Origin of the sequence: Colwellia sp. BRX8-4 (assembly GCF_014077345.1) — a bacterium.
Classification (GTDB): Bacteria; Pseudomonadota; Gammaproteobacteria; order Enterobacterales; family Alteromonadaceae; genus Colwellia_A.
Genome location: NZ_JACGVS010000013.1, coordinates 95854 through 119429, shown reverse-complemented (window position 1 = coordinate 119429; position 23576 = coordinate 95854). Strand labels below are relative to the sequence as shown.

General features: G+C 40.7%; 40 protein-coding genes and 1 tRNA gene. 1 reads left to right on the top strand and 40 read right to left on the bottom strand.

Going from position 1 to position 23576, the window contains the following annotated elements:
• Positions 1–138: 138 nt before the first annotated feature.
• From rplL to H4J56_RS12440, 7 genes are all read right to left on the bottom strand, one after another.
• The gene (gene rplL / locus H4J56_RS12470; protein WP_070375048.1) at positions 139–498 is read right to left on the bottom strand and encodes a 50S ribosomal protein L7/L12; all 360 of its coding nucleotides are present in this window, start codon (positions 496–498) and stop codon (positions 139–141) included.
• Between the two features lie 114 nt (positions 499–612).
• Positions 613–1107 (bottom strand): 50S ribosomal protein L10, encoded by a 495-nt coding sequence (gene rplJ / locus H4J56_RS12465; protein WP_182217228.1) that lies wholly within the window; start codon positions 1105–1107, stop codon positions 613–615.
• Positions 1108–1406: 299 nt separating this feature from the next.
• Positions 1407–2111, bottom strand: coding sequence for a 50S ribosomal protein L1 (gene rplA / locus H4J56_RS12460; RefSeq protein WP_070375050.1), 705 nt, complete (start codon positions 2109–2111; stop codon positions 1407–1409).
• Positions 2112–2114: 3 nt separating this feature from the next.
• On the bottom strand, positions 2115–2543 hold the full coding sequence (gene rplK, locus H4J56_RS12455; protein ID WP_070375051.1) for a 50S ribosomal protein L11: 429 nt from the start codon (positions 2541–2543) through the stop codon (positions 2115–2117).
• A gap of 267 nt (positions 2544–2810) precedes the next feature.
• Complete coding sequence (nusG, locus tag H4J56_RS12450) at positions 2811–3407, bottom strand: transcription termination/antitermination protein NusG (protein ID WP_197517671.1); 597 nt, start codon at positions 3405–3407, stop codon at positions 2811–2813.
• A gap of 2 nt (positions 3408–3409) precedes the next feature.
• Positions 3410–3790, bottom strand: coding sequence for a preprotein translocase subunit SecE (secE, locus tag H4J56_RS12445; RefSeq protein ID WP_070375052.1), 381 nt, complete (start codon positions 3788–3790; stop codon positions 3410–3412).
• An 87-nt stretch (positions 3791–3877) separates the two neighbouring features.
• A tRNA-Trp gene (locus H4J56_RS12440) sits at positions 3878–3954 on the bottom strand.
• Positions 3955–4205: 251 nt separating this feature from the next.
• Here H4J56_RS12440 and H4J56_RS12435 point away from each other — a divergent pair.
• Positions 4206–4610 carry an OsmC family protein gene (locus H4J56_RS12435; protein WP_182221535.1) on the top strand — a complete coding sequence of 135 codons (405 nt, stop codon included), beginning with the start codon at positions 4206–4208 and terminating at the stop codon, positions 4608–4610.
• A gap of 39 nt (positions 4611–4649) precedes the next feature.
• Here the strand turns inward: H4J56_RS12435 and H4J56_RS12430 are convergent, their stop codons facing one another.
• The 33 genes from H4J56_RS12430 to H4J56_RS12270 form a co-directional block, all read right to left on the bottom strand.
• Complete coding sequence (locus H4J56_RS12430; RefSeq protein WP_070375054.1) at positions 4650–5549, bottom strand: phosphoribulokinase; 900 nt, start codon at positions 5547–5549, stop codon at positions 4650–4652.
• 150 nt (positions 5550–5699) lie between these two features.
• Positions 5700–6104, bottom strand: coding sequence for a 50S ribosomal protein L17 (gene rplQ, locus H4J56_RS12425; RefSeq protein ID WP_070375055.1), 405 nt, complete (start codon positions 6102–6104; stop codon positions 5700–5702).
• Positions 6105–6146: 42 nt separating this feature from the next.
• Positions 6147–7136: a DNA-directed RNA polymerase subunit alpha gene (locus H4J56_RS12420; protein WP_070375056.1), complete on the bottom strand. Its 990-nt coding sequence runs from the start codon at positions 7134–7136 to the stop codon at positions 6147–6149.
• Positions 7137–7160: 24 nt separating this feature from the next.
• A complete protein-coding gene (gene rpsD, locus H4J56_RS12415; protein ID WP_070375057.1) occupies positions 7161–7781 on the bottom strand; it encodes a 30S ribosomal protein S4 in 621 nt (206 codons plus the stop codon).
• Between the two features lie 33 nt (positions 7782–7814).
• Positions 7815–8204 (bottom strand): 30S ribosomal protein S11, encoded by a 390-nt coding sequence (rpsK, locus tag H4J56_RS12410; RefSeq protein ID WP_070375058.1) that lies wholly within the window; start codon positions 8202–8204, stop codon positions 7815–7817.
• A 13-nt stretch (positions 8205–8217) separates the two neighbouring features.
• The gene (rpsM, locus tag H4J56_RS12405; RefSeq protein ID WP_070375059.1) at positions 8218–8574 is read right to left on the bottom strand and encodes a 30S ribosomal protein S13; all 357 of its coding nucleotides are present in this window, start codon (positions 8572–8574) and stop codon (positions 8218–8220) included.
• Between the two features lie 158 nt (positions 8575–8732).
• Entirely contained in the window at positions 8733–8846 is a 114-nt protein-coding gene (gene rpmJ / locus H4J56_RS12400) for a 50S ribosomal protein L36 (protein WP_083277954.1), read from the bottom strand.
• Positions 8847–8884: 38 nt separating this feature from the next.
• Positions 8885–10213, bottom strand: a complete 1329-nt coding sequence (gene secY / locus H4J56_RS12395; RefSeq protein ID WP_070375060.1) for a preprotein translocase subunit SecY — start codon at positions 10211–10213, stop codon at positions 8885–8887.
• A gap of 6 nt (positions 10214–10219) precedes the next feature.
• Positions 10220–10654 carry a 50S ribosomal protein L15 gene (rplO, locus tag H4J56_RS12390; RefSeq protein WP_070375061.1) on the bottom strand — a complete coding sequence of 145 codons (435 nt, stop codon included), beginning with the start codon at positions 10652–10654 and terminating at the stop codon, positions 10220–10222.
• A 2-nt stretch (positions 10655–10656) separates the two neighbouring features.
• Complete coding sequence (rpmD, locus tag H4J56_RS12385; protein ID WP_070375062.1) at positions 10657–10836, bottom strand: 50S ribosomal protein L30; 180 nt, start codon at positions 10834–10836, stop codon at positions 10657–10659.
• Between the two features lie 6 nt (positions 10837–10842).
• A complete protein-coding gene (gene rpsE, locus H4J56_RS12380; RefSeq protein WP_070375063.1) occupies positions 10843–11352 on the bottom strand; it encodes a 30S ribosomal protein S5 in 510 nt (169 codons plus the stop codon).
• Between the two features lie 9 nt (positions 11353–11361).
• A complete protein-coding gene (gene rplR / locus H4J56_RS12375; protein ID WP_070375064.1) occupies positions 11362–11715 on the bottom strand; it encodes a 50S ribosomal protein L18 in 354 nt (117 codons plus the stop codon).
• 9 nt (positions 11716–11724) lie between these two features.
• Entirely contained in the window at positions 11725–12258 is a 534-nt protein-coding gene (gene rplF, locus H4J56_RS12370) for a 50S ribosomal protein L6 (RefSeq protein WP_070375065.1), read from the bottom strand.
• Positions 12259–12268: 10 nt separating this feature from the next.
• Positions 12269–12658, bottom strand: coding sequence for a 30S ribosomal protein S8 (gene rpsH / locus H4J56_RS12365; RefSeq protein ID WP_146799770.1), 390 nt, complete (start codon positions 12656–12658; stop codon positions 12269–12271).
• Positions 12659–12677: 19 nt separating this feature from the next.
• Positions 12678–12983: a 30S ribosomal protein S14 gene (gene rpsN, locus H4J56_RS12360; RefSeq protein ID WP_070375066.1), complete on the bottom strand. Its 306-nt coding sequence runs from the start codon at positions 12981–12983 to the stop codon at positions 12678–12680.
• Between the two features lie 4 nt (positions 12984–12987).
• Positions 12988–13533: a 50S ribosomal protein L5 gene (rplE, locus tag H4J56_RS12355; protein WP_070375067.1), complete on the bottom strand. Its 546-nt coding sequence runs from the start codon at positions 13531–13533 to the stop codon at positions 12988–12990.
• Positions 13534–13548: 15 nt separating this feature from the next.
• Entirely contained in the window at positions 13549–13863 is a 315-nt protein-coding gene (gene rplX, locus H4J56_RS12350) for a 50S ribosomal protein L24 (protein ID WP_070375068.1), read from the bottom strand.
• Between the two features lie 12 nt (positions 13864–13875).
• Entirely contained in the window at positions 13876–14244 is a 369-nt protein-coding gene (gene rplN, locus H4J56_RS12345) for a 50S ribosomal protein L14 (protein WP_070375069.1), read from the bottom strand.
• A gap of 333 nt (positions 14245–14577) precedes the next feature.
• Positions 14578–14829 (bottom strand): 30S ribosomal protein S17, encoded by a 252-nt coding sequence (gene rpsQ / locus H4J56_RS12340; protein WP_070375070.1) that lies wholly within the window; start codon positions 14827–14829, stop codon positions 14578–14580.
• The gene (gene rpmC / locus H4J56_RS12335; RefSeq protein WP_070375071.1) at positions 14829–15020 is read right to left on the bottom strand and encodes a 50S ribosomal protein L29; all 192 of its coding nucleotides are present in this window, start codon (positions 15018–15020) and stop codon (positions 14829–14831) included. The genes rpsQ and rpmC overlap by 1 nt, the downstream gene beginning before the upstream one ends.
• Complete coding sequence (gene rplP, locus H4J56_RS12330; protein WP_070375072.1) at positions 15020–15433, bottom strand: 50S ribosomal protein L16; 414 nt, start codon at positions 15431–15433, stop codon at positions 15020–15022. Before rplP ends, rpmC begins: the two co-directional genes overlap by 1 nt.
• Before the next feature lie 10 nt (positions 15434–15443).
• Positions 15444–16139 (bottom strand): 30S ribosomal protein S3, encoded by a 696-nt coding sequence (gene rpsC, locus H4J56_RS12325; protein ID WP_070375073.1) that lies wholly within the window; start codon positions 16137–16139, stop codon positions 15444–15446.
• 12 nt (positions 16140–16151) lie between these two features.
• Entirely contained in the window at positions 16152–16484 is a 333-nt protein-coding gene (gene rplV / locus H4J56_RS12320; protein ID WP_070375074.1) for a 50S ribosomal protein L22, read from the bottom strand.
• Between the two features lie 10 nt (positions 16485–16494).
• On the bottom strand, positions 16495–16770 hold the full coding sequence (rpsS, locus tag H4J56_RS12315; RefSeq protein WP_070375075.1) for a 30S ribosomal protein S19: 276 nt from the start codon (positions 16768–16770) through the stop codon (positions 16495–16497).
• A gap of 88 nt (positions 16771–16858) precedes the next feature.
• Entirely contained in the window at positions 16859–17683 is an 825-nt protein-coding gene (gene rplB / locus H4J56_RS12310) for a 50S ribosomal protein L2 (RefSeq protein ID WP_070375076.1), read from the bottom strand.
• Between the two features lie 12 nt (positions 17684–17695).
• The gene (rplW, locus tag H4J56_RS12305) at positions 17696–17998 is read right to left on the bottom strand and encodes a 50S ribosomal protein L23 (protein WP_070375077.1); all 303 of its coding nucleotides are present in this window, start codon (positions 17996–17998) and stop codon (positions 17696–17698) included.
• Positions 17995–18600, bottom strand: a complete 606-nt coding sequence (gene rplD / locus H4J56_RS12300; RefSeq protein ID WP_070375078.1) for a 50S ribosomal protein L4 — start codon at positions 18598–18600, stop codon at positions 17995–17997. Before rplD ends, rplW begins: the two co-directional genes overlap by 4 nt.
• A 15-nt stretch (positions 18601–18615) precedes the next feature.
• On the bottom strand, positions 18616–19254 hold the full coding sequence (rplC, locus tag H4J56_RS12295) for a 50S ribosomal protein L3 (protein WP_070375079.1): 639 nt from the start codon (positions 19252–19254) through the stop codon (positions 18616–18618).
• Between the two features lie 12 nt (positions 19255–19266).
• A complete protein-coding gene (gene rpsJ, locus H4J56_RS12290) occupies positions 19267–19578 on the bottom strand; it encodes a 30S ribosomal protein S10 (RefSeq protein ID WP_070375080.1) in 312 nt (103 codons plus the stop codon).
• Positions 19579–19824: 246 nt separating this feature from the next.
• Positions 19825–20298 (bottom strand): hypothetical protein, encoded by a 474-nt coding sequence (locus H4J56_RS12285; protein WP_182259409.1) that lies wholly within the window; start codon positions 20296–20298, stop codon positions 19825–19827.
• A 73-nt stretch (positions 20299–20371) separates the two neighbouring features.
• Positions 20372–22399 (bottom strand): hypothetical protein, encoded by a 2028-nt coding sequence (locus tag H4J56_RS12280; protein ID WP_182259408.1) that lies wholly within the window; start codon positions 22397–22399, stop codon positions 20372–20374.
• Positions 22383–22928 carry a hypothetical protein gene (locus H4J56_RS12275; protein WP_182244294.1) on the bottom strand — a complete coding sequence of 182 codons (546 nt, stop codon included), beginning with the start codon at positions 22926–22928 and terminating at the stop codon, positions 22383–22385. Before H4J56_RS12275 ends, H4J56_RS12280 begins: the two co-directional genes overlap by 17 nt.
• On the bottom strand, positions 22918–23457 hold the full coding sequence (locus tag H4J56_RS12270) for an RNA polymerase sigma factor (RefSeq protein ID WP_182244295.1): 540 nt from the start codon (positions 23455–23457) through the stop codon (positions 22918–22920). Before H4J56_RS12270 ends, H4J56_RS12275 begins: the two co-directional genes overlap by 11 nt.
• Positions 23458–23576: the final 119 nt, after the last annotated feature.

Below are 23576 nucleotides of genomic sequence, written 5' to 3'. Positions count from 1 at the left end.
CAATGATACTTAATACATTTAGTACCAATTATGCACTTTTTGGTTTAAAAAAAACCACTTTCTTTAGCGCAAAAAGGCCGGTGACTTTAAAGTCACCAGCCATTGCCTTTTCAGGCAAATAATCTGTTTAAAAACAGATTATTTGATCTCAACAGAAGCGCCAGCTTCTTCAAGAAGAGTCTTAAGAGCTTCAGCTTCAGCTTTGTCAACGCCTTCTTTAACAACGCCAAGAGCTTCAACTAAGTCTTTAGCTTCTTTAAGGCCTAAACCTGTAGCGCCACGAACTGCTTTGATTACTGCAACTTTCTTCTCACCGAAGCTAGTCATAACAACGTTGAATTCGCTTTGCTCTTCAACAGCTTCAGCTGGTCCAGCAGCGGCAACAGCAGCTGATGCAGATACGCCAAATTTTTCTTCCATTGCTTCGATTAAAGCAACAACGTCCATTACTGACATGTCAGCAACTGCGTTTAGGATATCGTCTTTAGAAATAGACATTTTAAATTTCCTGTTTTTTAATAAACAGCCTTTGGCTGTTTGAAATAACTATAAATACAAAAAGTGCGAATTGTGCTCTGCCTATGTTTAAGTAATAGCAGAGGTAAACAATTATTAAGCGGCTTCTTGTTCTTTCTGATCGCGAACTGCAGCAATCGTGCGGACTAATTTGCCTGCAGATGCTTCTTTCATTGCGCTCATTAAACGTGCAATCGCTTCGTCGTAAGTAGGTAGCTTAGCTAACACATTTACGTCTACTGAATTACCTTCAAATGCAGCTGCTTTTAAATCAAAGGCTTCGTTAGATTTAGCGAAGGCTGTGAATAAACGTGCAGCGGCACCTGGGTGATCAGATGAAAAAGCAATTAATGAAGGTCCTTTGAATACGTCAGAAACACATTCAAATTGAGTACCTTTTACTGCACGACGTGCTAATGTGTTACGGACAACTTTCATCCATACACCACTTTCACGTGCTTGCTTACGCAATGCAGTAATTGCTTCCACTCCAACACCACGGGCATCCGCGATTACAACTGAGTGAGCGCCACTAGCAGCTTCTTGAACTTCAGCAACAATTGCCTTTTTGTCATCAAGATTGATAGCCATTGGCTTTAACTCCTGGTTCACCGGTTAAATAAACCGGTATTTACTATCCCTAGTTTATATTCTTTCAAAGAAAGTAAACTAGGCCGTTACGGCGAGGACCAGAATTAGGAAATACTGGGTAATCACCATCTACGTAGGAAAAATTAAGTCTATTAAAGTAAATAATTACCTCATAAACTCCTACGGTCTTTGACGGGGTTGTTTAAACTTCTAAAAGAATAAAACAACACCTACCAAAATTTTTAAGGGCGAAATTATAGTCTATAATTTAACCCTTGTAAAGTGCAAAAAATGTGACTTTACTTAGAAACTGCTGTCAAACTAGCTTGGTTTACCGATACACCGGCGCCCATAGTAGTTGAGATAGAAAGTTTCTTAATGTACTGACCTTTAGCATTTGCTGGTTTAGCTTTCTTTAAAGCTTCCAATAAAAACTCTAGGTTTTCTTGTAATTTAGCATCGTCGAAATCAGCCTTACCAATAGTAGTATGGATGATACCGTTTTTATCATTGCGGTAACGGATCTGGCCCGATTTTGCATTGTTAATAGCGGTTACAACGTCTGGTGTTACAGTACCAACTTTAGGGTTAGGCATTAAACCACGTGGGCCTAAAATCTGACCAAGTTGACCAACAACACGCATAGCATCTGGAGAAGCGATTACAACATCAAAGTTCATCTCGCCTTTTTTAACTAATTCAGCTAAATCTTCCATACCTACGATGTCAGCACCAGCTTCTTTCGCTTTCTCAGCATTTGCGCCCTGTGTAAATACAGCAACACGAACATCACGGCCAGTACCATTTGGTAATACAGCTGCGCCACGTACGTTTTGGTCTGATTTACGAGCATCGATGCCAAGATTTACAGCAACATCTACACTTTCACGGAAGTTTGCAGTAGCAAGTTCTTTTAATAAAGAAATGGCTTCAGCAATATCATAATCTTTTAATACGTCTACTTTTTCACGGATTAGACGAGCGCGTTTCGTTAATTTAGTCATTGATTAGTCCTCTACCACTAAACCCATTGAACGAGCAGAACCCGCAATGGTACGCACTGCAGCTTCCATAGAACCAGCAGTTAAGTCAGCTTCTTTTGTCTTAACAATTTCTTCAAGTTGAGCTGTAGTAACAGTACCCACTTTGTCAGTGTTAGGACGGCCAGAACCGCTTTTGATGCCAGCTGCTTTTTTCAATAAGTAAGAAGCAGGTGGTGTTTTTGTTTCAAATGTAAAAGAACGATCGCTGTATACAGTAATAACTACTGGTACTGGAGCGCCTTTTTCTAAAGATTCTGTTTTTGCGTTGAACGCCTTACAAAATTCCATGATATTCACACCGTGTTGACCTAAAGCAGGACCAACTGGCGGTGACGGGTTTGCTGCACCAGCAGCAACTTGTAGCTTGATTAGAGCTTGGACTTTCTTAGCCATTTTTCAATACCTTTAGTTTGGGTGTTAACGCTAAAATTTAAATCAGCTCCCCGTTGTTCGATTATCCTTACTTTTTCCTAAACGACGAAGTCACTTAAAAAAAATAGGCAGCGGATTATATATTAAAAAAGCCCTTTTACACAAGACTTTAATGAAATTCTTATTTATATGACTTCTGGGGTAGTTCAACGGATTATATTGATATAACAAAAAAGGCTAGAGATTCACATCTCTAGCCTTTTCGAATTATTATTTATTACTGAGTGGTTAGCCTTTTTCGACTTGTCCGAACTCTAAATCTACTGGGGTTGAACGACCAAAGATTAATACCGATACTTTAATACGGTTTTTATCGTAATCTAATTCTTCAACAACACCGTTAAAGTCAGCAAATGGGCCATCAATAACACGAACCACTTCGCCGGGCTCAAACAATGTTTTAGGACGAGGCTTGTCGGTATCTTCTAGTCTTTGTAAAATACGGTCAGCTTCTTTTTGTGAAATAGGTGCTGGGCGATCACTGGTACCACCGATAAAACCTAAAACTCGTGGCACACTTTTAACTAAATGCCAGGCTTCAACATCCATTTCCATTTGTACTAATACATAGCCAGGGAAAAACTTACGTGAACTCTTACGCTTTTGACCAGCACGCATTTCAACGACTTCTTCGGTAGGCACAAGAATTTGACCAAACTTTTCATGCAATCCTTGAATTTCGATATGCTCAACCAATGTTTTTTGCACGCGTCCTTCATAGCCAGAAAAAGCTTGTACAACATACCAACGTAATTTCGGGTTTGTGTTAATTGCTTTTTCTTCGTTTTGTTCATTCTCTTCAGGAGATAAAATTTCTTCAGTCATGATTACACCTTCAAACCTGTAATAAAGCCAACTACCCAAAATAGCGTAGAATCAAGTCCCCACATCACTAAAGACATAATAAAAGTAGCGAACAATACGATACCTGTAGTTTGTATCGCTTCTTGGCGTGTTGGCCAAACAACTTTACGAATTTCAGTACGTGATTCTTTCGCAAATGCAACGGCGTTGTGACCTTTAACAGTTTGCATGGCGATTACACCAGCAATAACGATACCGACAACGGCACCTATCGCACGGTATAAAACGGATTCATCACCGTAAAAATAATTGGCGAAAACGACTCCGGCTAAAAGCAGGATAACGATCATCCATTTTAGCGAATCAAGAGATCCGTTTGGCTGGCTTTCTGTACTTGCATTCATAATATTGACCTGTAAATATTTGCCTATGGCATGTTAACTTCATCACTGAAGTTACTTCAAAAGTATTAAAAAATACTTTATAAAATATGGCAGGGGTAGAGAGATTCGAACTCCCAACCGTCGGTTTTGGAGACCGCTGTTCTACCAATTGGAACTATACCCCTAGTTTACTTTCCATCTAAGATGAAGAGTTACACTTTTCTGGTGAATCTTAGTTTGTTTGGGAATTTAAAGAGACTCAAGAAGTGAGGCGCCATTATACTAATGATATTACTTTTCTCAAGTGATATTTTCTTTTGTCTGCTGTTTGTTGGCTTGAAGGTTCTTTTTCTGATTATCTAGGTGAAGCACTAGTAAATTTCAGCCGATGCACGTTAATATATTACCCATTAATAAGTAGATATAAGGTCTAACAATGAAAGCAAGTGTAAAATGGATGGGTGAAGAATTATTTATGGGTACTTCGCAAAGTGGTCATACGATTGTTTTGGACGCTAACGCCGGTGCATCTGCCCCTAGCCCGCTAGAGAATGTATTGATTTCATTGGGGGCTTGTTCCTCAGTAGATGTTGTCAGTATTCTTGATAAATCTAGGCAAAACGTCAGTGGTTGTAAAGTGGATATTGAAGCTAAGCGTGTAGACTCAGTGCCGAAACTGTTTTCTGATATTCATCTGCACTTTGTGATAACAGGTCAGGAAGTTTCAGCAAAACACGTCGAGCGCGCCGTTAAGCTTTCTGCTGACAAATACTGCTCAGTGGCATTAATGTTAAATAAAACTGTAAAAATCACCCATGACTTTGAAATAGTCGAAGAGTAAATGCACGATGTGCTGTAATTTACGTTACAGCACAATTTACTACAAATCAGTCATCCAATCTAATTGCTTATTGGCGCGGTGCTTTTTCTCCATTAAATCTCTGATCAATGGTGTTAACAGTAATTCCATGGCAAGCCCCATTTTCCCACCCGGCACAACTAAGGTATTGATACGTGACATAAAGGCACCGTCAATCATCGATAAATAGTAAGGAAAGTCAACCCCGGTAGCTTCGCGAAAGCGTATTACCACAAAACTCTCATCAAGGCTTGGTATCGCTTTAGCACTAAAAGGGTTCGAGGTATCTACTGTCGGAACGCGCTGGAAGTTGATATGTGTCTTTGAAAACTGTGGTGTTATGTAAGAGATATAGTCTTCCATACTACGCACTATACTTGCTGTTACCGCTTCTCGGCTATGTCCACGTTGATTAGTATCGCGTATTATTTTCTGTATCCACTCTAAGTTAACTATCGGTACCATACCAATTAACAAGTCGACATGTTTTGCTACGTCATTTTTTTCAGTGACCACGCCGCCATGTAACCCTTCATAGAAGAGTAAGTCAGTGCCATCACCGAGTTTTTCCCAGGGTGTAAACGTACCCGGCATTTGGTTGTAGGGAACGGCTTCATCAAAAGTGTGAAGGTATCGACGCATCTGGCCTTTACCCGTTTCAGAATAAGTGCTGAAAAGTTTTTCTAAGGCGTCGAAATCGTTAGCTTCATCACCAAAATAACTAATGTTTCTTCTGTCTTCTCTCGCCTTACGCTTTTCGAGGTCCATTTCTTGTCGAGAGTACCGATGAAAACTATCTCCTTCAACCGTAGCTGGAGTGATACCCAATGAACGAAATATATGTGCAAACGACTCTATCGTTGTCGATGTACCTGCTCCTGATGATCCGGTTACAGCAATGATAGGATTACGTGATGACATAATTGATTCTCTTAAGAGTGGGGGTAAATGTTATACGGAGAATTTGAAGGTTGGTCAAGTTTACACTAGGGTTGATTATCATTATTTTTAAAAACAAAAACGGAGCCGAAGCTCCGTTTTTAATTTTAAAGCAAATTTAGCTAGGCTAAATTAAGCTTCTGCTGACTCTTCAACTTCTTCTGCAACAACATCTGATGCAGGACGGTCTACTAATTCAACATAAGCCATGGGCGCTTTATCACCAGTACGGAAACCACATTTTAAAATGCGAGTATATCCACCTGGACGTTCTTGGTAACGTGCACCAAGTTCGTTAAATAAAATACCTACTACTTCTTTATCTTGTGTACGAGCAAACGCTAAACGGCGATTTGCAACACTGTCGGTCTTGGCCAATGTAATCAGTGGCTCTACAACGCGACGTAGTTCTTTAGCTTTAGCTACAGTCGTTTTAATAACGCCGTGCTTAACTAGTGAACTTGCCATATTACGGAACATCGCTTGACGATGACTGCTATTACGGTTTAACTGGCGACCGCTTTGACGATGGCGCATAAGTTAATCCTTCTCTCAAACTATTAAAAAACGATAAACGAATTAGTCGTTATCAGCGATGCTTTCAGGCGGCCAATTTTCAAGGCGCATACCTAAAGATAAACCACGAGACGCCAAAACGTCTTTGATTTCTGTTAAAGACTTCTTACCTAAATTAGGTGTTTTAAGAAGCTCAACTTCTGCACGCTGTACTAAATCGCCAATGTATTGAATTGCTTCTGCTTTTAAGCAGTTTGCTGAACGAACTGTTAATTCAAGATCATCAACTGGACGAAGCAAAATAGGGTCAAATAAAGGTTTCTCTTCTTTTGGCTCTACTTCTTTAATATCACGCAATTCTACAAACGCATCTAGCTGTTCAGCTAAAATTGTTGAAGCACGACGAATAGCTTCTTCTGGATCCAATGTACCATTGGTTTCCATATCAAGTACAAGTTTGTCTAAATCAGTACGTTGTTCTACTCGGGCAGAGTCAACATCGTAGGCAATTCTTACAACTGGACTGAACGAAGCATCAACTAACAAACGTCCGATTGCACGATCTTCATCCTCGGCATCGCGTCTAACTGAAGCAGGAACATAACCACGTCCCATTTCAATTTTGATGCGCATGCTGATAGAACCTTCACCTGTTAAATTACAGATTACATGATTAGGATTTGCGATTGTTACATCTCCGTCATGTTGGATATCAGCTGCCGTTACAGGGCCTTCACCGGATTTAGTTAAAGTAATAACAGCTTCGTTTTTACCTTCTAAACTTATAGCTAATCCCTTAAGGTTCAACAATATTTCGATGATGTCTTCTTGCACACCCTCTTTACTACTGTATTCGTGTAGAACGCCGTCAATCTCAACTTCAGTTACAGCACAACCTGGCATTGAAGATAGAAGAATGCGACGTAAAGCATTACCTAAAGTATGACCAAAACCACGCTCTAATGGCTCTAAAGTTACCTTAGCACGAGTCGCGCTAATGGTTTCAATACCAACCAATCGCGGTCTAAGGAATTCGGTTACAGAACCCTGCATATATTTCCTCTCTTAAGTGCTACTTTACTTAGAGTAAAGTTCAACAATTAACTGTTCATTAATTTCGGCAGACAAGTCAGAACGATCAGGAACACGTTTGAAAACGCCTTCAAGTTTCTTGTTATCTACTTCAACCCAGACTGGCTTCTCACGTTGCTCAGCTAATTCTAAAGCAGCGATGATACGCGCTTGAGTTTTAGATTTCTCACGAATAGAAACTGCATCTTCAGCTTTAACATTGAAAGATGGAATATTAACAACTACGCCGTTTACTACGATAGCTTTATGGCTAACTAGTTGACGAGCTTCAGCACGAGTGCTTGCATAGCCCATACGGTATACTACGTTATCAAGACGAATCTCTAAAAGTTGTAACAAGTTTTCACCTGTATTACCTTTCAAACGAGCCGCTTCTTTGTAGTAATTACGGAATTGCTTTTCTAGTACGCCATAAATACGACGAACTTTTTGTTTTTCACGAAGTTGAATACCGTAATCAGACAAACGACCGCGACGTGCGCCGTGCTGACCTGGTATTGTTTCGATTTTACATTTAGTGTCAATTGCTCTAACACCGCTTTTAAGGAACAAATCTGTTCCTTCGCGACGACTAAGCTTTAACTTAGGACCTAAATATCTAGCCATTTTCTTTCTCCAACTATCCTAAAAAAAGTACGATTAAACGCGACGTTTCTTAGGAGGACGACAACCATTATGAGGAATAGGCGTAACGTCAGTAATGTTGGTGATTTTAAAACCAGCAGCATTTAGGGCACGGATTGCAGACTCACGTCCTGGTCCAGGGCCTTTAACGAAAACTTCAATATTCTTCAAACCAAACTCTTTTGCAGCGGCGCCAGCGCGGTCTGCAGCTACCTGAGCAGCAAATGGGGTAGATTTACGTGAACCACGGAAACCTGAACCACCTGCAGTTGCCCAAGATAAAGCATTACCTTGACGATCTGTAAGAGTTACGATTGTGTTGTTGAAAGAGGCGTGGATATGAGCCATGCCATCAGCAACTTGTTTTTTAACGCGTTTACGCGTACGTACAGGTGTTTTAGCCATTGTCTAGTTCCTCTTACTTCTTAATTGGCTTACGAGGACCTTTACGGGTGCGCGCATTAGTTTTAGTGCGTTGACCACGTAATGGAAGACTGCGACGATGGCGTATGCCACGGTAACAACCTAAATCCATAAGACGTTTAATATTCATTGAAACTTCACGGCGTAAATCACCTTCTACGGTGTATTTATCCACTTCAGCACGTAGCAAATCTATTTTTGCTTCGTCTAATTCACTGATCTTCGTTGATTCTGCGATACCTGCTGCTGCACAAATTGCTTTTGCGCGAGTCGCTCCGATACCGAAAATCGCAGTAATGGCGATTACTGCATGCTTACGATCAGGGATGTTAATGCCAGCGATACGGGCCACTAACACATCTCCTATTTAAGGTTAAAATTATCAGGTTGGAAAGCCCGTTAGGATACCCAACCCGTCTTCTTTTCTGCAAATCGAAGCGGCATTATACAGAAATCTCTGCACAATGCTACTTCTAAAAGATATTGCTGTCAGCTTAGATGAATCTAAGCTTAACCTTGTCTTTGTTTGTGCTTTGGTTCTACACAAAGAATGCGTACTACGCCTTTGCGTTTAACCACTTTACAATTACGACAAATCTTTTTTACGGATGCACGTACTTTCATTTTATACTCCGTTTACCTATTGAGTTAAGTCTAACGACCTAACCTTTTAAGTTAGCTTTCTTAAGCACATTGTCATATTGATGAGACATCATATGCGTTTGTACTTGTGCCATAAAGTCCATAATGACCACTACTATAATAAGTAATGATGTACCACCGAAGTAGAACTGAACGTCCCATGCGATGATCATGAACTGAGGTACCAAACAGATAAAGGTAATATACAACGCACCCGCTAAGGTTAAGCGTGTCATCACTTTATCTATATATTTAGACGTTTGCTCACCAGGACGAATCCCAGGAATAAACGCACCTGATTTTTTTAGGTTATCTGCTGTTTCACGCGGATTGAAAACAAGAGCCGTGTAGAAGAAACAGAAAAATATTATCGCTGCGGCAAGTAACATAACGTACAACGGCTGACCTGGAGAAATAGCAATAGATACTTCTTGTAGAAAGTCAGCAACTGCACCTTCACCTTGTCCAAACCAACTCGCTAGAGTGCCGGGGAACAAGATAATACTTGATGCAAAGATAGGTGGTATAACACCAGCCATATTAACTTTAAGCGGTAAATGCGTGCTTTGCGCGGCGAAAACCTTACGGCCTTGCTGACGCTTAGCGTAGTTAACAACAATACGTCGTTGACCACGTTCTACAAATACTACAAAAAAGGTTACAGCGAATACTATGACACACATCAGCAATAATACTAATAAGTGCAATTCACCTTGACGCGCCATCTCTGCTGTTTGTGCAACAGCTGAAGGCATGCCAGCAACAATACCTGCAAATATTAAGATAGATATACCGTTACCAATACCACGTTCAGTAATTTGTTCACCTAACCACATTAAAAACATGGTACCGGTTACTAAACTTACTACAGCGGCAAAGTAGAAACCAAAACCTGCGTCCATTACTAGACCCGGCATCATTCCTGGTAAACTTCTTGCAATTGCAATTGATTGTACTGTCGCTAGAACTAACGTGCCGTAGCGGGTGTATTGACTGATCTTACGACGTCCAGCTTCACCTTCTTTTTTCAGCTCTGCCATTGCGGGATGAACCACAGTAAGCAATTGCATGATAATTGAAGCTGAGATGTACGGCATAATACCAAGTGCCAATACAGAGGCTCGCTCAAGTGCACCACCAGAGAACATGTTAAACATTTCTACGATGGTGCCCTTTTGTTGTTCAAACAACTGAGCTAATACAGCGGCGTCAATACCAGGGATTGGCACAAATGATCCTAAACGGAACACAATTAGTGCGCCGAGAACAAACCATAATCTTTGCTTGAGCTCAGACATTCCGCCTGCGCCTTTACTACCTTTTGAAGGAGCCATTCCTGGTGTAGCCATGCTGTACTATTCCTCGATTTTTCCGCCAGCAGCTTCAATAGCTGCACGTGCGCCTTTAGTAACACCTAAACCACGAACCGTTATTGGACGGTTAATATCACCAGACAACATGATTTTTGCTGTTTTGATGTTACGTGTAATTAGGTTTGCATCTTTAAGAGCAAAGATATCGACAACATCACCTGTGATGTTGTTTAGTTCATGTAAACGTACTTCAGCGCGAACTAAAGATTTACGTGACGTGAAACCAAACTTAGGTAAACGTTGTTTCAATGGCATTTGACCACCTTCGAAACCTGGACGTACACTACCGCCAGAACGAGACTTCTGACCTTTGTGGCCACGTCCGCCTGTTTTACCAATGCCAGAACCAATACCACGCCCACAGCGCTTCTTAGCTTTCTTTGCACCTGGTGCAGGAGATAAAGTATTTAAATGCATAATTAATCCTCCACCTTAACCATATAAGATACTGTGTTAATCATACCGCGTACAGATGGAGTGTCTTCTAACTCTACTGTATGACGGATACGACGTAATCCAAGACCTCTTAATGTAGCTCTATGCTTCGGTAAACGACCGATAGAACTTTTCATTTGAGTTACTTTTACTGTTTTAGCCATGCTCAATTACCCCAGTATGTCTGCAACGGTTTTGCCACGCTTAGCTGCAACACCTGCCGGCGATTTCATATTCGCAAGAGCTGAAACAGTAGCACGAACTACGTTGATCGGGTTAGTAGAACCGTATGCTTTTGACAATACGTTCTGAACACCTGCAACTTCTAGTACTGCACGCATCGCGCCACCGGCGATGATACCTGTACCTTCAGAAGCTGGTTGCATGTAAACTTTAGAACCAGAATGCTTGCCAATAATGACATGCTGAAGAGTAGTACCCTTCAAATCTACGGTTACTATGTTACGGCGTGCTTTTTCCATTGCTTTCTGGATTGCAGCAGGCACTTCACGTGCTTTACCGTATCCAAAACCAACGCGTCCAGCACCATCACCAACTACTGTAAGTGCAGTGAAACTGAATATGCGACCACCTTTAACCACTTTTGAAACGCGGTTAACGGCAATTAGCTTTTCAGCCATATCACTTTGTTGTGAGTTTTCTTGATTATGATTAGCCATTATCAACTCCTAGAACTGCAGACCAGCTTCACGAGCTGCTTCTGCTAACGCTTTTACGCGACCATGATAACGGAAACCAGAGCGATCAAAAGCAATGCTAGTGATCCCTTTAGCTACTGCACGTTCAGCAATTGCTGTACCGACTGCAGTTGCTGCGGCAACGTTACCTGTTTTATCTAACTGAGCACTGATTTCTTTGTCTAAAGTAGACGCAGATGCGATAACTTCAGAACCCGTTGGAGCGATCAATTGCGCGTAAATATGGCGAGGAGTACGAAATACAACTAAACGATTCGCACCCAACTCGCTAATTTTTGCACGAGCGCGTTTAGCGCGGCGCAAACGAGATGTTTTCTTATCCATAGTATTATCCTACTTCTTCTTAGCTTCTTTACGGCGAACATGCTCGTCACTATAACGTATACCTTTACCTTTATAAGGCTCTGGCTTACGGTAAGAACGAATGTCTGCAGCAACTTGACCAACCAACTGTTTATCAGCACCTTTCAGTATGACTTCAGTTTGACTAGGAGTTTCAACAGTAATCCCATCAGGGATTGCGTGGTTAACTGGGTGTGATAAACCTAAAGATAAGTTTAAAGACTTACCATCAGCTTTTGCACGATAACCAACACCGTTTAATAACAATGTTTTTACATAACCTGTACTTACACCTTCAACCATATTCTGGATTAAAGCACGTGTAGTACCGGCTTGAGCCCAAGCGCCTTTAACATCGGCAACGATATTAGTAATGATGCTATTTTCTTCTTGAGAAATAACAACGTCACTATGGATCGTGCGAGATAATTCGCCCATTGGACCTTTAACTATAATGTCTTGACCTGATAACGTAACAGTAACGCCAGCAGGAACAACGACAGGTGCTTTTGCAACACGAGACATATATTTCTCCTTACGCTACGAAACCGATGATTTCACCGCCGATACCCGCAGAGCGAGCAGCGCGATCAGTCATCAGACCTTTAGAAGTAGATACGATCGCAATACCCATACCTGCAAGAACTTTAGGAAGTTCATCACAGCTTTTGTATATACGAAGACCAGGACGTGAAACACGCTTGATCGTTTCAATTACTTCTTTACCTTCAAAATATTTCAAAGTTACAGATAACTCAGGCTTAACTTCGCCTGATACTGAAAACTCTGATACATAACCTTCTTCTTTAAGCAAGTTTGCGATAGCAACTTTAACTTTAGAAGATGGCATTGTAACTGCAACTTTTGCTGCAGATTGACCGTTGCGAATGCGTGTAAACATATCCGCGATAGGATCAGTCATCATAACAATTTACTCCCGTGAATTACCAACTAGCTTTCTTAAGACCTGGAACTTCACCACGCATCATTGCTTCACGCAATTTGATTCGGCTTAAACCGAATTTACGTAAGAAACCATGAGGACGACCAGTAATGTTACAACGGTTACGTTGACGACTACTTGATGAATCACGAGGTAAACTTTGAAGTTTCAATACAGCATCCCAACGATCTTCTTCAGAAGAATTATCGTTAGAGATGATTGCTTTTAATGCACTACGCTTTTCAGCGTACTGTGCTACTAATTTGGTTCTTTTAGCTTCACGAGCTTTCATTGACGTTTTAGCCATAACTCTACACCTTGTTCTTAAACGGGAAGCTAAAGGCAGACAACAATGCGTGTCCTTCTTCATTATTCTTCGCGCTAGTAGTGATAGTAATATCCATCCCACGAATTTTATCGATTTTATCGTAATCGATTTCAGGGAAGATTATTTGCTCACGTACGCCCATGCTGTAGTTACCACGGCCATCGAATGACTTAGGGTTTAAGCCACGGAAATCGCGGATACGAGGAATAGAGATCGAAATTAAACGCTCTAAAAATTCCCACATACGTTCGCCACGTAGAGTTACTTTTGTACCAATAGGATAACCTTCACGAATCTTAAAGCCCGCAACAGATTTGCGTGCTACAGTCGTAACTGGTTTTTGACCTGAGATTGCAGTAAGATCATTTGTGGCATGGTCTAATACTTTTTTATCAGCAATAGCTTCACCAACACCCATGTTAAGGGTGATCTTTTCAATCCGAGGGACTTGCATGACACTTTTGTATTCGAACTTCTTCTGAAGGTCGTTTACAACAGTATCTTTGTAAAAATCATGCAGTTTCGCCATCGTTTACTCCAATAATTAAACTAGTTCGTTGTTAGATTTGAAGAAACGAACTTTTTTGCCGTCTTCAATTCTAAAGCCTACACGATCTGCTTTACCCGTTTTAGGGTTAACAATCGCTACGTTTGAAACTTGTAAAGAAGCTTCTTTTTCAATAATTCCACCAGGCTGCTGTAACTGAGGTACAGGCTTAGTGTGTTTCTTGATCAAGTTTATGCCTTCTACAAATACTTTGCCGTCATCAACAAGAACTTTAGTGACTTTACCAGTCTTACCCTTGTCTTTGCCAGCTAGTACAATAACTTCATCATCACGACGAATCTTAGATGCCATTATCGTGACTCCTTATAGTACTTCAGGTGCAAGTGAAACGATTTTCATGAACTTTTCATTACGAAGTTCACGCGTCACTGGACCGAAAATACGAGTACCAATTGGTTGTAAGTTAGCATTTAACATTACAGCCGCGTTTTCATCAAAACGGATGGTTGAACCATCTGAACGACGAACACCTTTCTTAGTGCGCACAACTACCGCAGTCAGAACATCACCTTTTTTAACTTTGCCGCGAGGATTTGATTCCTTCACTGCAATTTTAATGATATCACCGATACGCGCGTAGCGACGGTGCGAACCACCAAGAACCTTTATACACTGTACACGTCGAGCGCCGCTGTTATCAGCTACGTTCAGTTGTGATTGCATTTGGATCATTGAGTTTTACTCCGCTATTTATCTAAACAAACTTAGATATAATTTAAGGCCAGAAATTTGACCCGTCACTGCCTTCTACTGCCCCCATAAAAACGTCAGACGAATTCGGAGGGCGCGAGATTATAACACCACCAAAATGAAAGTGATACCTTATTTAGTTAAAAAATAAACAATTGCTAGGCATTCACCCTAGTAAAATATCCTTTAACACCATTGGCATCTCATCATCAAGCCATTAGTTGTCGGCAATATTTTAAGCAAAAAAAAACCCTATCACACTGTGATAGGGTTTTTATTTAACACGTTCGTTAAAACAAATTTACAAAAAGTAAATTATGCTTTAGTAATTACAGCAACTAAAGTCCAGTTTTTAGACTTTGAAATTGGTGCAACTTCACGAATTGTTACTAAATCACCAGCATTACATTGGTTAGTCTCATCATGCACTTTCAACTTAGTTGAACGTGTAAGGTACTTACCGTAAATAGGGTGCTTAACACGACGTTCAATTAATACAGTGATAGACTTATCCATTTTATCACTGACAACACGACCTTGTAGTGTGCGGATTTTAGCTTCGCTCATTACTTACCTGCCTTTTCAGTTATGATAGTCTTTACACGTGCAATATTGCGACGTACCGTTCTTAGCAAATGAGTTTGTGCTAATTGTCCTGTGCTTGCTTGCATGCGATAGTTAAACTGTTCGCGTAATAATGCAAGCATTTCAGTATTTAGCTCTTCAATGCTTTTATCTTTTAATTCACTAGCTTTCATTACATCACCGTTCTAGTTACGAAAGATGTTTTGAACGGAAGTTTAGCCGCTGCTAAAGCAAATGCTTCGCGTGCGATTTCTTCCGATACACCTTCCATTTCATAAAGAACACGGCCAGGTAGAATTTGGCATACCCAATATTCCACTGAACCTTTACCTTTACCCATACGAACCTCAAGAGGCTTTTTAGTAATTGGCTTATCAGGGAATACACGTATCCAGATTTTACCTTGACGCTTTACGTGACGAGTCATTGCTCGACGTGCCGCTTCAATCTGACGCGCAGTCATACGACCACGTTCCATTGATTTTAAACCGAAAGTACCGAAGCTAACTGAGCTACCGACGTGTGCAAGACCACGGTTGCGCATTTTAAATTGCTTACGGAATTTAGTACGTTTTGGTTGTAACATTACTTAGCTCCTACTTAGGCTTGCGGTTGTTTTTTCTTTTAGGTTTAGCCGCTGGTACTTCTGCCTGTAGAGGCATGTTACCAATGATTTCACCTTTAAAGATCCACACTTTGATACCAATAACACCATAAGTTGTGTTACCGCGTGCAATAGCGTAATCGATGTCAGCACGTAAAGTGTGTAGTGGTACACGACCTTCACGATACCATTCAGCACGTGCAATATCTGCACCGCCTAAACGACCACTTACTTGTACTTTAATACCCTTTGCGCCTAGACGCATAGCATTTTGTACAGCACGTTTCATAGCGCGACGAAACATCACACGACGTTCTAATTGACTAGCAATACTGTCAGCAACAAGCTGCGCATCCATTTCTGGCTTACGTACTTCAGCAATGTTGATTTGAGCAGGAACACCAGCAATTTTAGAAACTGCTAAGCGTAGTTTCTCAACATCTTCGCCTTTCTTACCGATAACAACACCCGGACGAGCCGTATGAATTGTTACGCGGATAGATTTAGCTGGACGCTCAATAACTACTTTTGATAATGATGCACGAACAAGCTTCTCTTTCAAATATTCGCGAACCAAATGGTCACCGCGTAAATTTTCAGCGAAGTCTTTGTTACTTGCAAACCACGTAGACGCGAAAGGTTTCGTGATACCTAAGCGAATACCGTTAGGATGAACTTTTTGACCCATACTAATATACTCCTAAGAATCAGACACGATCACAGTAATGTGACTTGTGCGCTTAATTATACGATCCGCGCGGCCTTTTGCACGAGGACGAATACGTTTCATTGTAGGACCATCGTCAACTGTAATAGTTTTTACGATAAGTTCATCAATGTCTGCACCTTCGTTATGTTCAGCGTTAGCAATTGCAGAGTTAAGTACTTTTTTAACTAATTCAGCAGCTGATTTGTTGCTAAAAGTTAAAATTTCAAGTGCTTTCTCTACATGTAAGCCGCGGATTTGATCCACAACTAAACGTGCTTTCTGAGCAGAACCGCGGGCAAATTTATGTATAGCGATAGCTTCCATTCAATTTCCCCTATTTCTTCGCTTTCTTATCAGCGATATGACCGCGATAAGTACGAGTTGGTGCAAATTCTCCTAATTTGTGACCGATCATTTCATCAGTTACAAATACAGGTACGTGTTGACGGCCATTATGGACAGCTATGGTCAATCCGATCATCGTTGGGATGATCATTGAACGACGGGACCAAGTCTTAATTGGCTTTTTATTCCCGCTTTCCAGAGCTTTCTCTACCTTCGTCAGCAAGTGTAGGTCTATAAATGGACCTTTCTTGAGAGAACGTGGCATGGTGAATCCTCTTTATTTACCCTTCATGTTGAACTTAACTTTACCGAAGTAAACTAAGCTCAAACAATCAGAGTATTAATTAAATGTACTATTTAGTACGACGACGCACGATAAATTTATCAGTACGTTTGTTTGAACGAGTCTTGTAACCCTTAGTTGGTACGCCCCAAGGGGATACCGGGTGACGACCGCCAGACGTTTTACCTTCACCACCACCGTGTGGGTGATCAACTGGGTTCATGGCAACACCACGAACAGTTGGGCGAACACCGCGCCATCTTGAAGCACCAGCTTTACCCAAAGAGCGAAGCATGTGTTCAGAATTGCCGATTTCACCTAAAGTAGCACGACAGTCAGACTCAATTTTACGCATTTCGCCAGAGCGAAGACGTAAAGTGACATATGCACCGTCTTTAGCAACTAGTTGAGCGTAAGTACCAGCAGCACGTGCTATTTGAGCACCTTTACCTGGTTTAAGTTCGATTGCATGCACAACACTACCTAATGGTGTGTTGCGTAAAGCCATAGTATTACCAGCTTTGATTGGAGCGTCAACACCTGACTGGACTGTATCTCCAGCGCTTAAGCCTTTAGGGGCTAGGATGTAACGACGTTCACCATCAGCATATAATACTAGTGCAATATTAGCAGAACGGTTTGGATCATATTCCAAACGTTCAACTTTTGCAGGGATACCATCTTTATTACGTTTAAAATCGATCATGCGGTAATGTTGTTTGTGACCACCACCAATATGACGAACCGTAATACGACCGTTATTATTACGACCACCAGACTTAGACTTAGTGTCTAGTAATGGTGCGTAAGGCTTACCTTTATGCAACTCCGTGTTTACCACTTTAACTACGTGGCGACGACCCGGAGAAGTAGGTTTACATTTAACTATAGCCATTTTCGTAAACTCCTATGATTCCGCGCCGACGAAGTCGATGTCGCTGCCTTCAGCAAGAGTAACGTATGCTTTTTTCCAGTCGCTTCTGCGACCAAAACGAGCACCAGTACGTTTCACTTTACCTTTAACATTTAATGTGCGAACACCGTCTACTGAAACTTCAAAAAGTTTCTCAACAGCAGCTTTGATTTCAGCTTTAGTAGCAGTAGTAACAACTTTGAAAACAACAGTGTTGTTTGCTTCAGATGCCATAGTGCTTTTCTCAGAAATGTTCGGTGCTAAAAGCACTTTTAACAAACGTTCTTCGCTTATCATCCTAACATCTCCTCAAGTTGTTTAACTGCAGTAGCAGTCATCAAAACTTTTTCGAAACCAACCAAGCTAACTGGGTCAATACCGTCTACGTCACGAACGTCAACTTTGTACAAGTTGCGTGCTGATAAGAACAAGTTCTCATCAACTTCTGGAGTGATGATTAATACATCTTTTAACTCCAAGCCGTTTAGTTTAGCTACTAATTCTTTAGTTTTTGGTGTTTCAACAGTAAAGTTTTCTACCACTACTAAGCGATCTTGACGAACAAGCTCAGATAGGATGCTTTTAATCGCACCACGGTACATTTTACGGTTTACTTTCTGGCTGTGGTCTTGAGGTTTAGCAGCGAATGTTACACCACCAGAACGCCAAATTGGACCACGGCTAGTACCAGCACGAGCACGGCCAGTACCTTTTTGACGCCAAGGTTTTGCACCACCGCCACTTACTTCTGAACGAGTCTTTTGAGCACGAGTACCTTGACGAGCGCCAGCTGCATATGCAACTACTACCTGATGTACTAATGCTTCGTTAAACTCAAGTCCAAAAGTTGCTTCAGAAACTTCAAGAGCACCTGCAGCGTCTTTTAATGATAATTCCATCACGAATCTCCTGGACTAAGCTTTAACAGCTGGTTTGATGATTACGTTACCGTTGATAGCACCCGGAACCGCACCTTTAATAAGGAGCAAGTTACGTTCTGCGTCAACGCGAACCAATTCAAGGTTTTGTGTAGTACAGCGCACAGAACCCATGTGACCAGACATTTTTTTGCCTTTGAAAACGCGACCTGGTGTTTGACACTGACCTAACGAACCGTTTGAACGGTGAGAGACAGAGTTACCATGAGTAGCATCTTGCATAGTAAAGTTCCAGCGTTTAATACCGCCTTGGAAGCCTTTACCTTTAGATGTACCGGTTACGTCTACTAATTTAGTGTCATTAAAAATTGAAACAGTGATTTCACCGCCCAATTCTAAACCTTCGCCTTCATTTTCGTTTAAGCGGAATTCCCACAGGCCACGGCCTGCTTGAACGCCAGCTTTAGCGAAATGCCCAGCTGCTGGTTTTGTAACACGGCTAGCCTTACGGCTACCTGTTGTAACTTGAAGCGCCGAGTAACCGTCAGTTTCTAAAGTTTTCACTTGAGAAATACGGTTGGCTTCAACTTCTAGAACGGTTACAGGTGTTGATACGCCATCTTCAGTGAAGATACGAGTCATGCCTACTTTACGTCCAACTAGACCAATAGTCATTGTTAAAACCCCTTAACCCAAGCTGATTTGAACGTCAACGCCAGCTGCTAGATCTAAACGCATTAATGCGTCTACAGTCTTTTCAGTTGGCTCTACGATATCAATCATGCGTTTGTGAGTACGAATTTCATACTGATCACGCGCATCTTTGTTAACGTGTGGAGAAGTCAAGATAGTAAAACGCTCTTTACGTGTAGGAAGTGGAATTGGACCACGAACCTGAGCACCAGTGCGCTTTGCAGTATCTACGATTTCAGCTGTTGATTGATCAATCAAACGATGATCGAACGCTTTCAAACGAATGCGAATTCTTTGATTTGACATTAATCAAATCCCCATTTTTAAAGAACAACAAAATACATCCCATCACCTTTTATATGTAAAAGGGGGGTGTATCGCTAATAACATTCAACTCCCTATCGGAGCTGCTGTAAACCTTAACCGTAAAGGCTAAGGTGAAAATCCGCACAAAGCGTGAGCGATGTGCGGATGCGTATTATACATAACTGATAATATTTATCAAGCCTAAATATTTTTTATCACTAAAGCTCAGATGCGGTGGCGATCAGACTAAATTGATCCCGACTCACATTGCTCAGTTCTCAATGATTTTTCAATAAGCAAGGGTCTAAGGAGTTCAGTGGTAATAATTTCTGAAACAATATTTTTAGACTGTTCTTCTTCGATCCAAATGGAAATATTATCATCATCATCAAAAGAGCGGTTCAATTTATAACTCAGGCCTGCTTTTAACGTTACGTCAAATTTAACGAAGGCATTCTTTTCACGAATGCTCATGCCATTTTGGTAAATTTGCGCTTTTACCCATAATTGGTGATTACCTGCTTGATATTGCTTAGGTAGATTCCATTGAATTGGCCTTTTATACAGACACATAAGATGGATATACTCAAATTGCTTACCCCGTTCTTTTTCAAAGTTAACAAAGCGAAATTTACCTTCATCAACATCGGCTTTGATTTGATAAGCGCTACATCCAGCCAGTATTAATGATAACGCGGTTATAATTGTAAATTTATTCATCAGTTGTCTCCGTTATTGATTGTTAATATAGGTTATCTGCTTTTTAGTACAAATGGCTATCCCTATTATCAGCTTAGTTTGAACTGTTTATCCGATCCAAAGCCTGTTGGGCTTGTGCTACAGAGCTCATATCTACTGACAAGAAGAAAGCAGGAAGATCTTTTTCTTGGTAAACCGCAACGAACTCACGTTGTTCATTTTCTCTTAAAATAAGTAATGTATAGACTTCATCCGCTTTTAACTTTGCTATACCGGCTAAAAATTCACTTGGCTTGTTATCAATAAAAATGGTGTTGTTCAAAGCCAATATTTTATCTCCCGCCAACAAACCTGCCCGACTTGCCATGCTATTACTACTGACTTGTTTAACTAACAAGGCATAACCTGCTTGATAATCAGTCATCTTACCAATAAGGCCATACTTATTATCGAGCTTTTTCTCACGGTAAATATCAACAATACCGGTGTTAATACCACTGACCTGATAATAAGAGGCTACTTCTAACAACAATTGATCTAACTCGTACTGAAGTGAAGGTGTTAACGACTGACTATTTATTAAGGACTGCGTAGTCAATGGCGGCGATAAAATTGCCGATAAGACAGTTTCAGCACAATCTATTTCACTTAACGTAGCTGTTGACGTAATTTCATAAATCGACGGTTTAGACTCAGTAGATTCCTGTGCTAGCGTTAATTTATATTGCTTGGCCTGTTCAACATTTAGGGTAACATTTAGTAATGGCCGCCCCACCATTGGCTCAATGATATAATCGTCGACTATCGAACCATTGGTTCTGGCTGAATTACGATCAGTAGGATTACCGAACCAACCATTAATCGAACCTGCTCTTGTACGGATTAAGGTTTTAATGCCCGCTTCACCCGCTCGGCTACCGCCCGACATTCTTGGGGCAATATCAAGGGTACTCGCCATTTGAGTATTAATGGCACGAGTAGGTCGAGGAGAAAATACCGCTTGAAATCGATGAACGCCTGGCGACAGGCTTAACCTTGTTGGTGCTGAATTTCCATAAAGCTCACTCAGTGACTGACCATTGTGGCTAATTATCTTATAGCCTTTTATCCCCGTAAAGTATCGACTTAACGATGCACATTGCTTATCGTCGAATGAATCTAAAATGGCAGTACCATTTATTTTATAGTGGCTTTCAGGCAATATTTTTGGCTGGTAATTACCTTTTAATAGCCGTTCTTTATTATCTCGTCGAACGGTAATCTCTATATCCTCGCCAATAGCTAAACGGTTAACATAGTGTTGAAACTTCTGATTGGGTGAAGCTTTTACCGTTAAGTCACTTTTATTGTTTAGATTTACAATCACATCACCACTGGCTAATTTTAAGGTATGGGCGACGGAGAAAGGATGAACGGTTAATACCTTCAACGTGTCATTGTTGGTATCATTACCTTGGTCAAACGTCAGACCAAAACTCCCCATTAATCTAAGCGGCACTATATTACTTGTTGCTACTGAACCCTTAATACTTGATGAGTTCTCAAGCGCTAACTTTCCCATTAAATTATATAAGCGTATCTCAAGATCTCCAGGTAAGGAGACCGAGTTTATCATCTGGGATGTTAATGGCTGATGCTTAGCGACTAACACGCTGCGAGTGTCTGGATGACAATTTTGCAGATTTTTTTCTAAGACGAGTACAGTTCCATCCTCTTTGTTTATCGGTAACAGTTGATAGTTAGCGTCGGCAACCACGGTTATTAATAGCTGGTGGTCAACAGTTTTTTTAATCAAAGCCTGCTGTTTATTTACGTCAATACCATTGTGGTAACTGAGATAATCGGCTGTCCGCCAAGCCCTTACCTTTAAGCTATGTTGTCCTGGAGCGATAAACACGGCTTGGTAGCTATTATCTAAATAGGCGTTGTTATCAATCGAACTATTGTTATGTGACAACAACTGGTAGGTTATCGCCTGGTTTTGTTGATTATTAGCGGTCAGCGCTAGCGTTGCACATTCATGAGTTTGTGGCGTTGCGGCGAATAAGGGCTTTGATAAAAGCAGCATTAATAACACACCGCTATACTTATTAGTGAATAAGGCCTTAAATACTAAACTCATCGTTACCTCCTTGTTGATACTCGAGCACTTGTTGCATTAATGCGCTCCTGTATTTTAATATCGCTACCTTAACTTTCAAAGATGGTTCGTTAAGCAGCTTGGCTTCCACTGCAGAGATTTCTTGCAATAGATAGTATTGATTTACTTGTAGCTGGCTATATTCAGCGAGTTGTAATTCCATGCTTTGGTTTGTTTTTAATGCCATAACTAACTGTTGTTGTAATTGATAGTTATACCAACTCAAGCCACCTATAAATATAAATGACAGCGACGCAGCCATAGCGAGTAACGGTTTTTTCTCTGTAAATATATTTGTAGATTTACCCTGCCCCCTTGTACGATGAGTTGAAGCGGCTAAACGATGATTAATTTTCTGCCAATTGAGTTCATCGGGTGTTTCTAGCGCTATTTCATCTGCCGACTGTTGCAATGCAGTTATTTCTTTACGCACCGAATCAAGGGTTAAATATGAATCAAGCTGACGCGTTTGCTCAGTTAAGTCATCACCATTTATTTTGCTAATTAGCATACTTTTTTACCTCTGCATTCGCCCTTAACTTTTGTAAACATCGACAGACAACTGATTTTGAATAACTTGGCGTTTTTCCAATAACTTCCGCTATTTCGCTATGCTTATATTGCTCTGCTATATATAGCCACATAATCAAACACTCCATTTCGGACAAACGCTCGAACAAGTAAAGTAATAAATTGCGGTTCTCATAGTCGCTTTCCATACTATTTTCTAAAGACACCGCTTCGGATAAATGCTCAATGCCAATCGTTAAGCGTTTAATTTTTTTTAAAAAATTAAAGGTATTATTAAAGGCTATTCTTTTTAGCCAAGCAATAAAAGGCACCTGTTGATGAAAAGAAGCTAAATTGTCAAAAGCATCTACAAAGGTATCTTGTAATAGGTCATTAGCATCATGGCGGTTTTTACAAATCTTAAGAATTGCAGTAAAGATAATAGGAGAGAGTAACCGGTAACATTGTTCTAATGCCACCTCATCACCCTGCTTCATACTTTCCAGTAGCTTGTCATTCCATTTCGTCAAAACTGATCCCTTTTTAGCTGTCTTAATAAGTATAACAATTGGGTCGTGTAAAAGGTCGCAATTATGTTAGTTAAGGTATCATTAAAAACAGCTATCGCACCTTATCAAACAAGCTATTA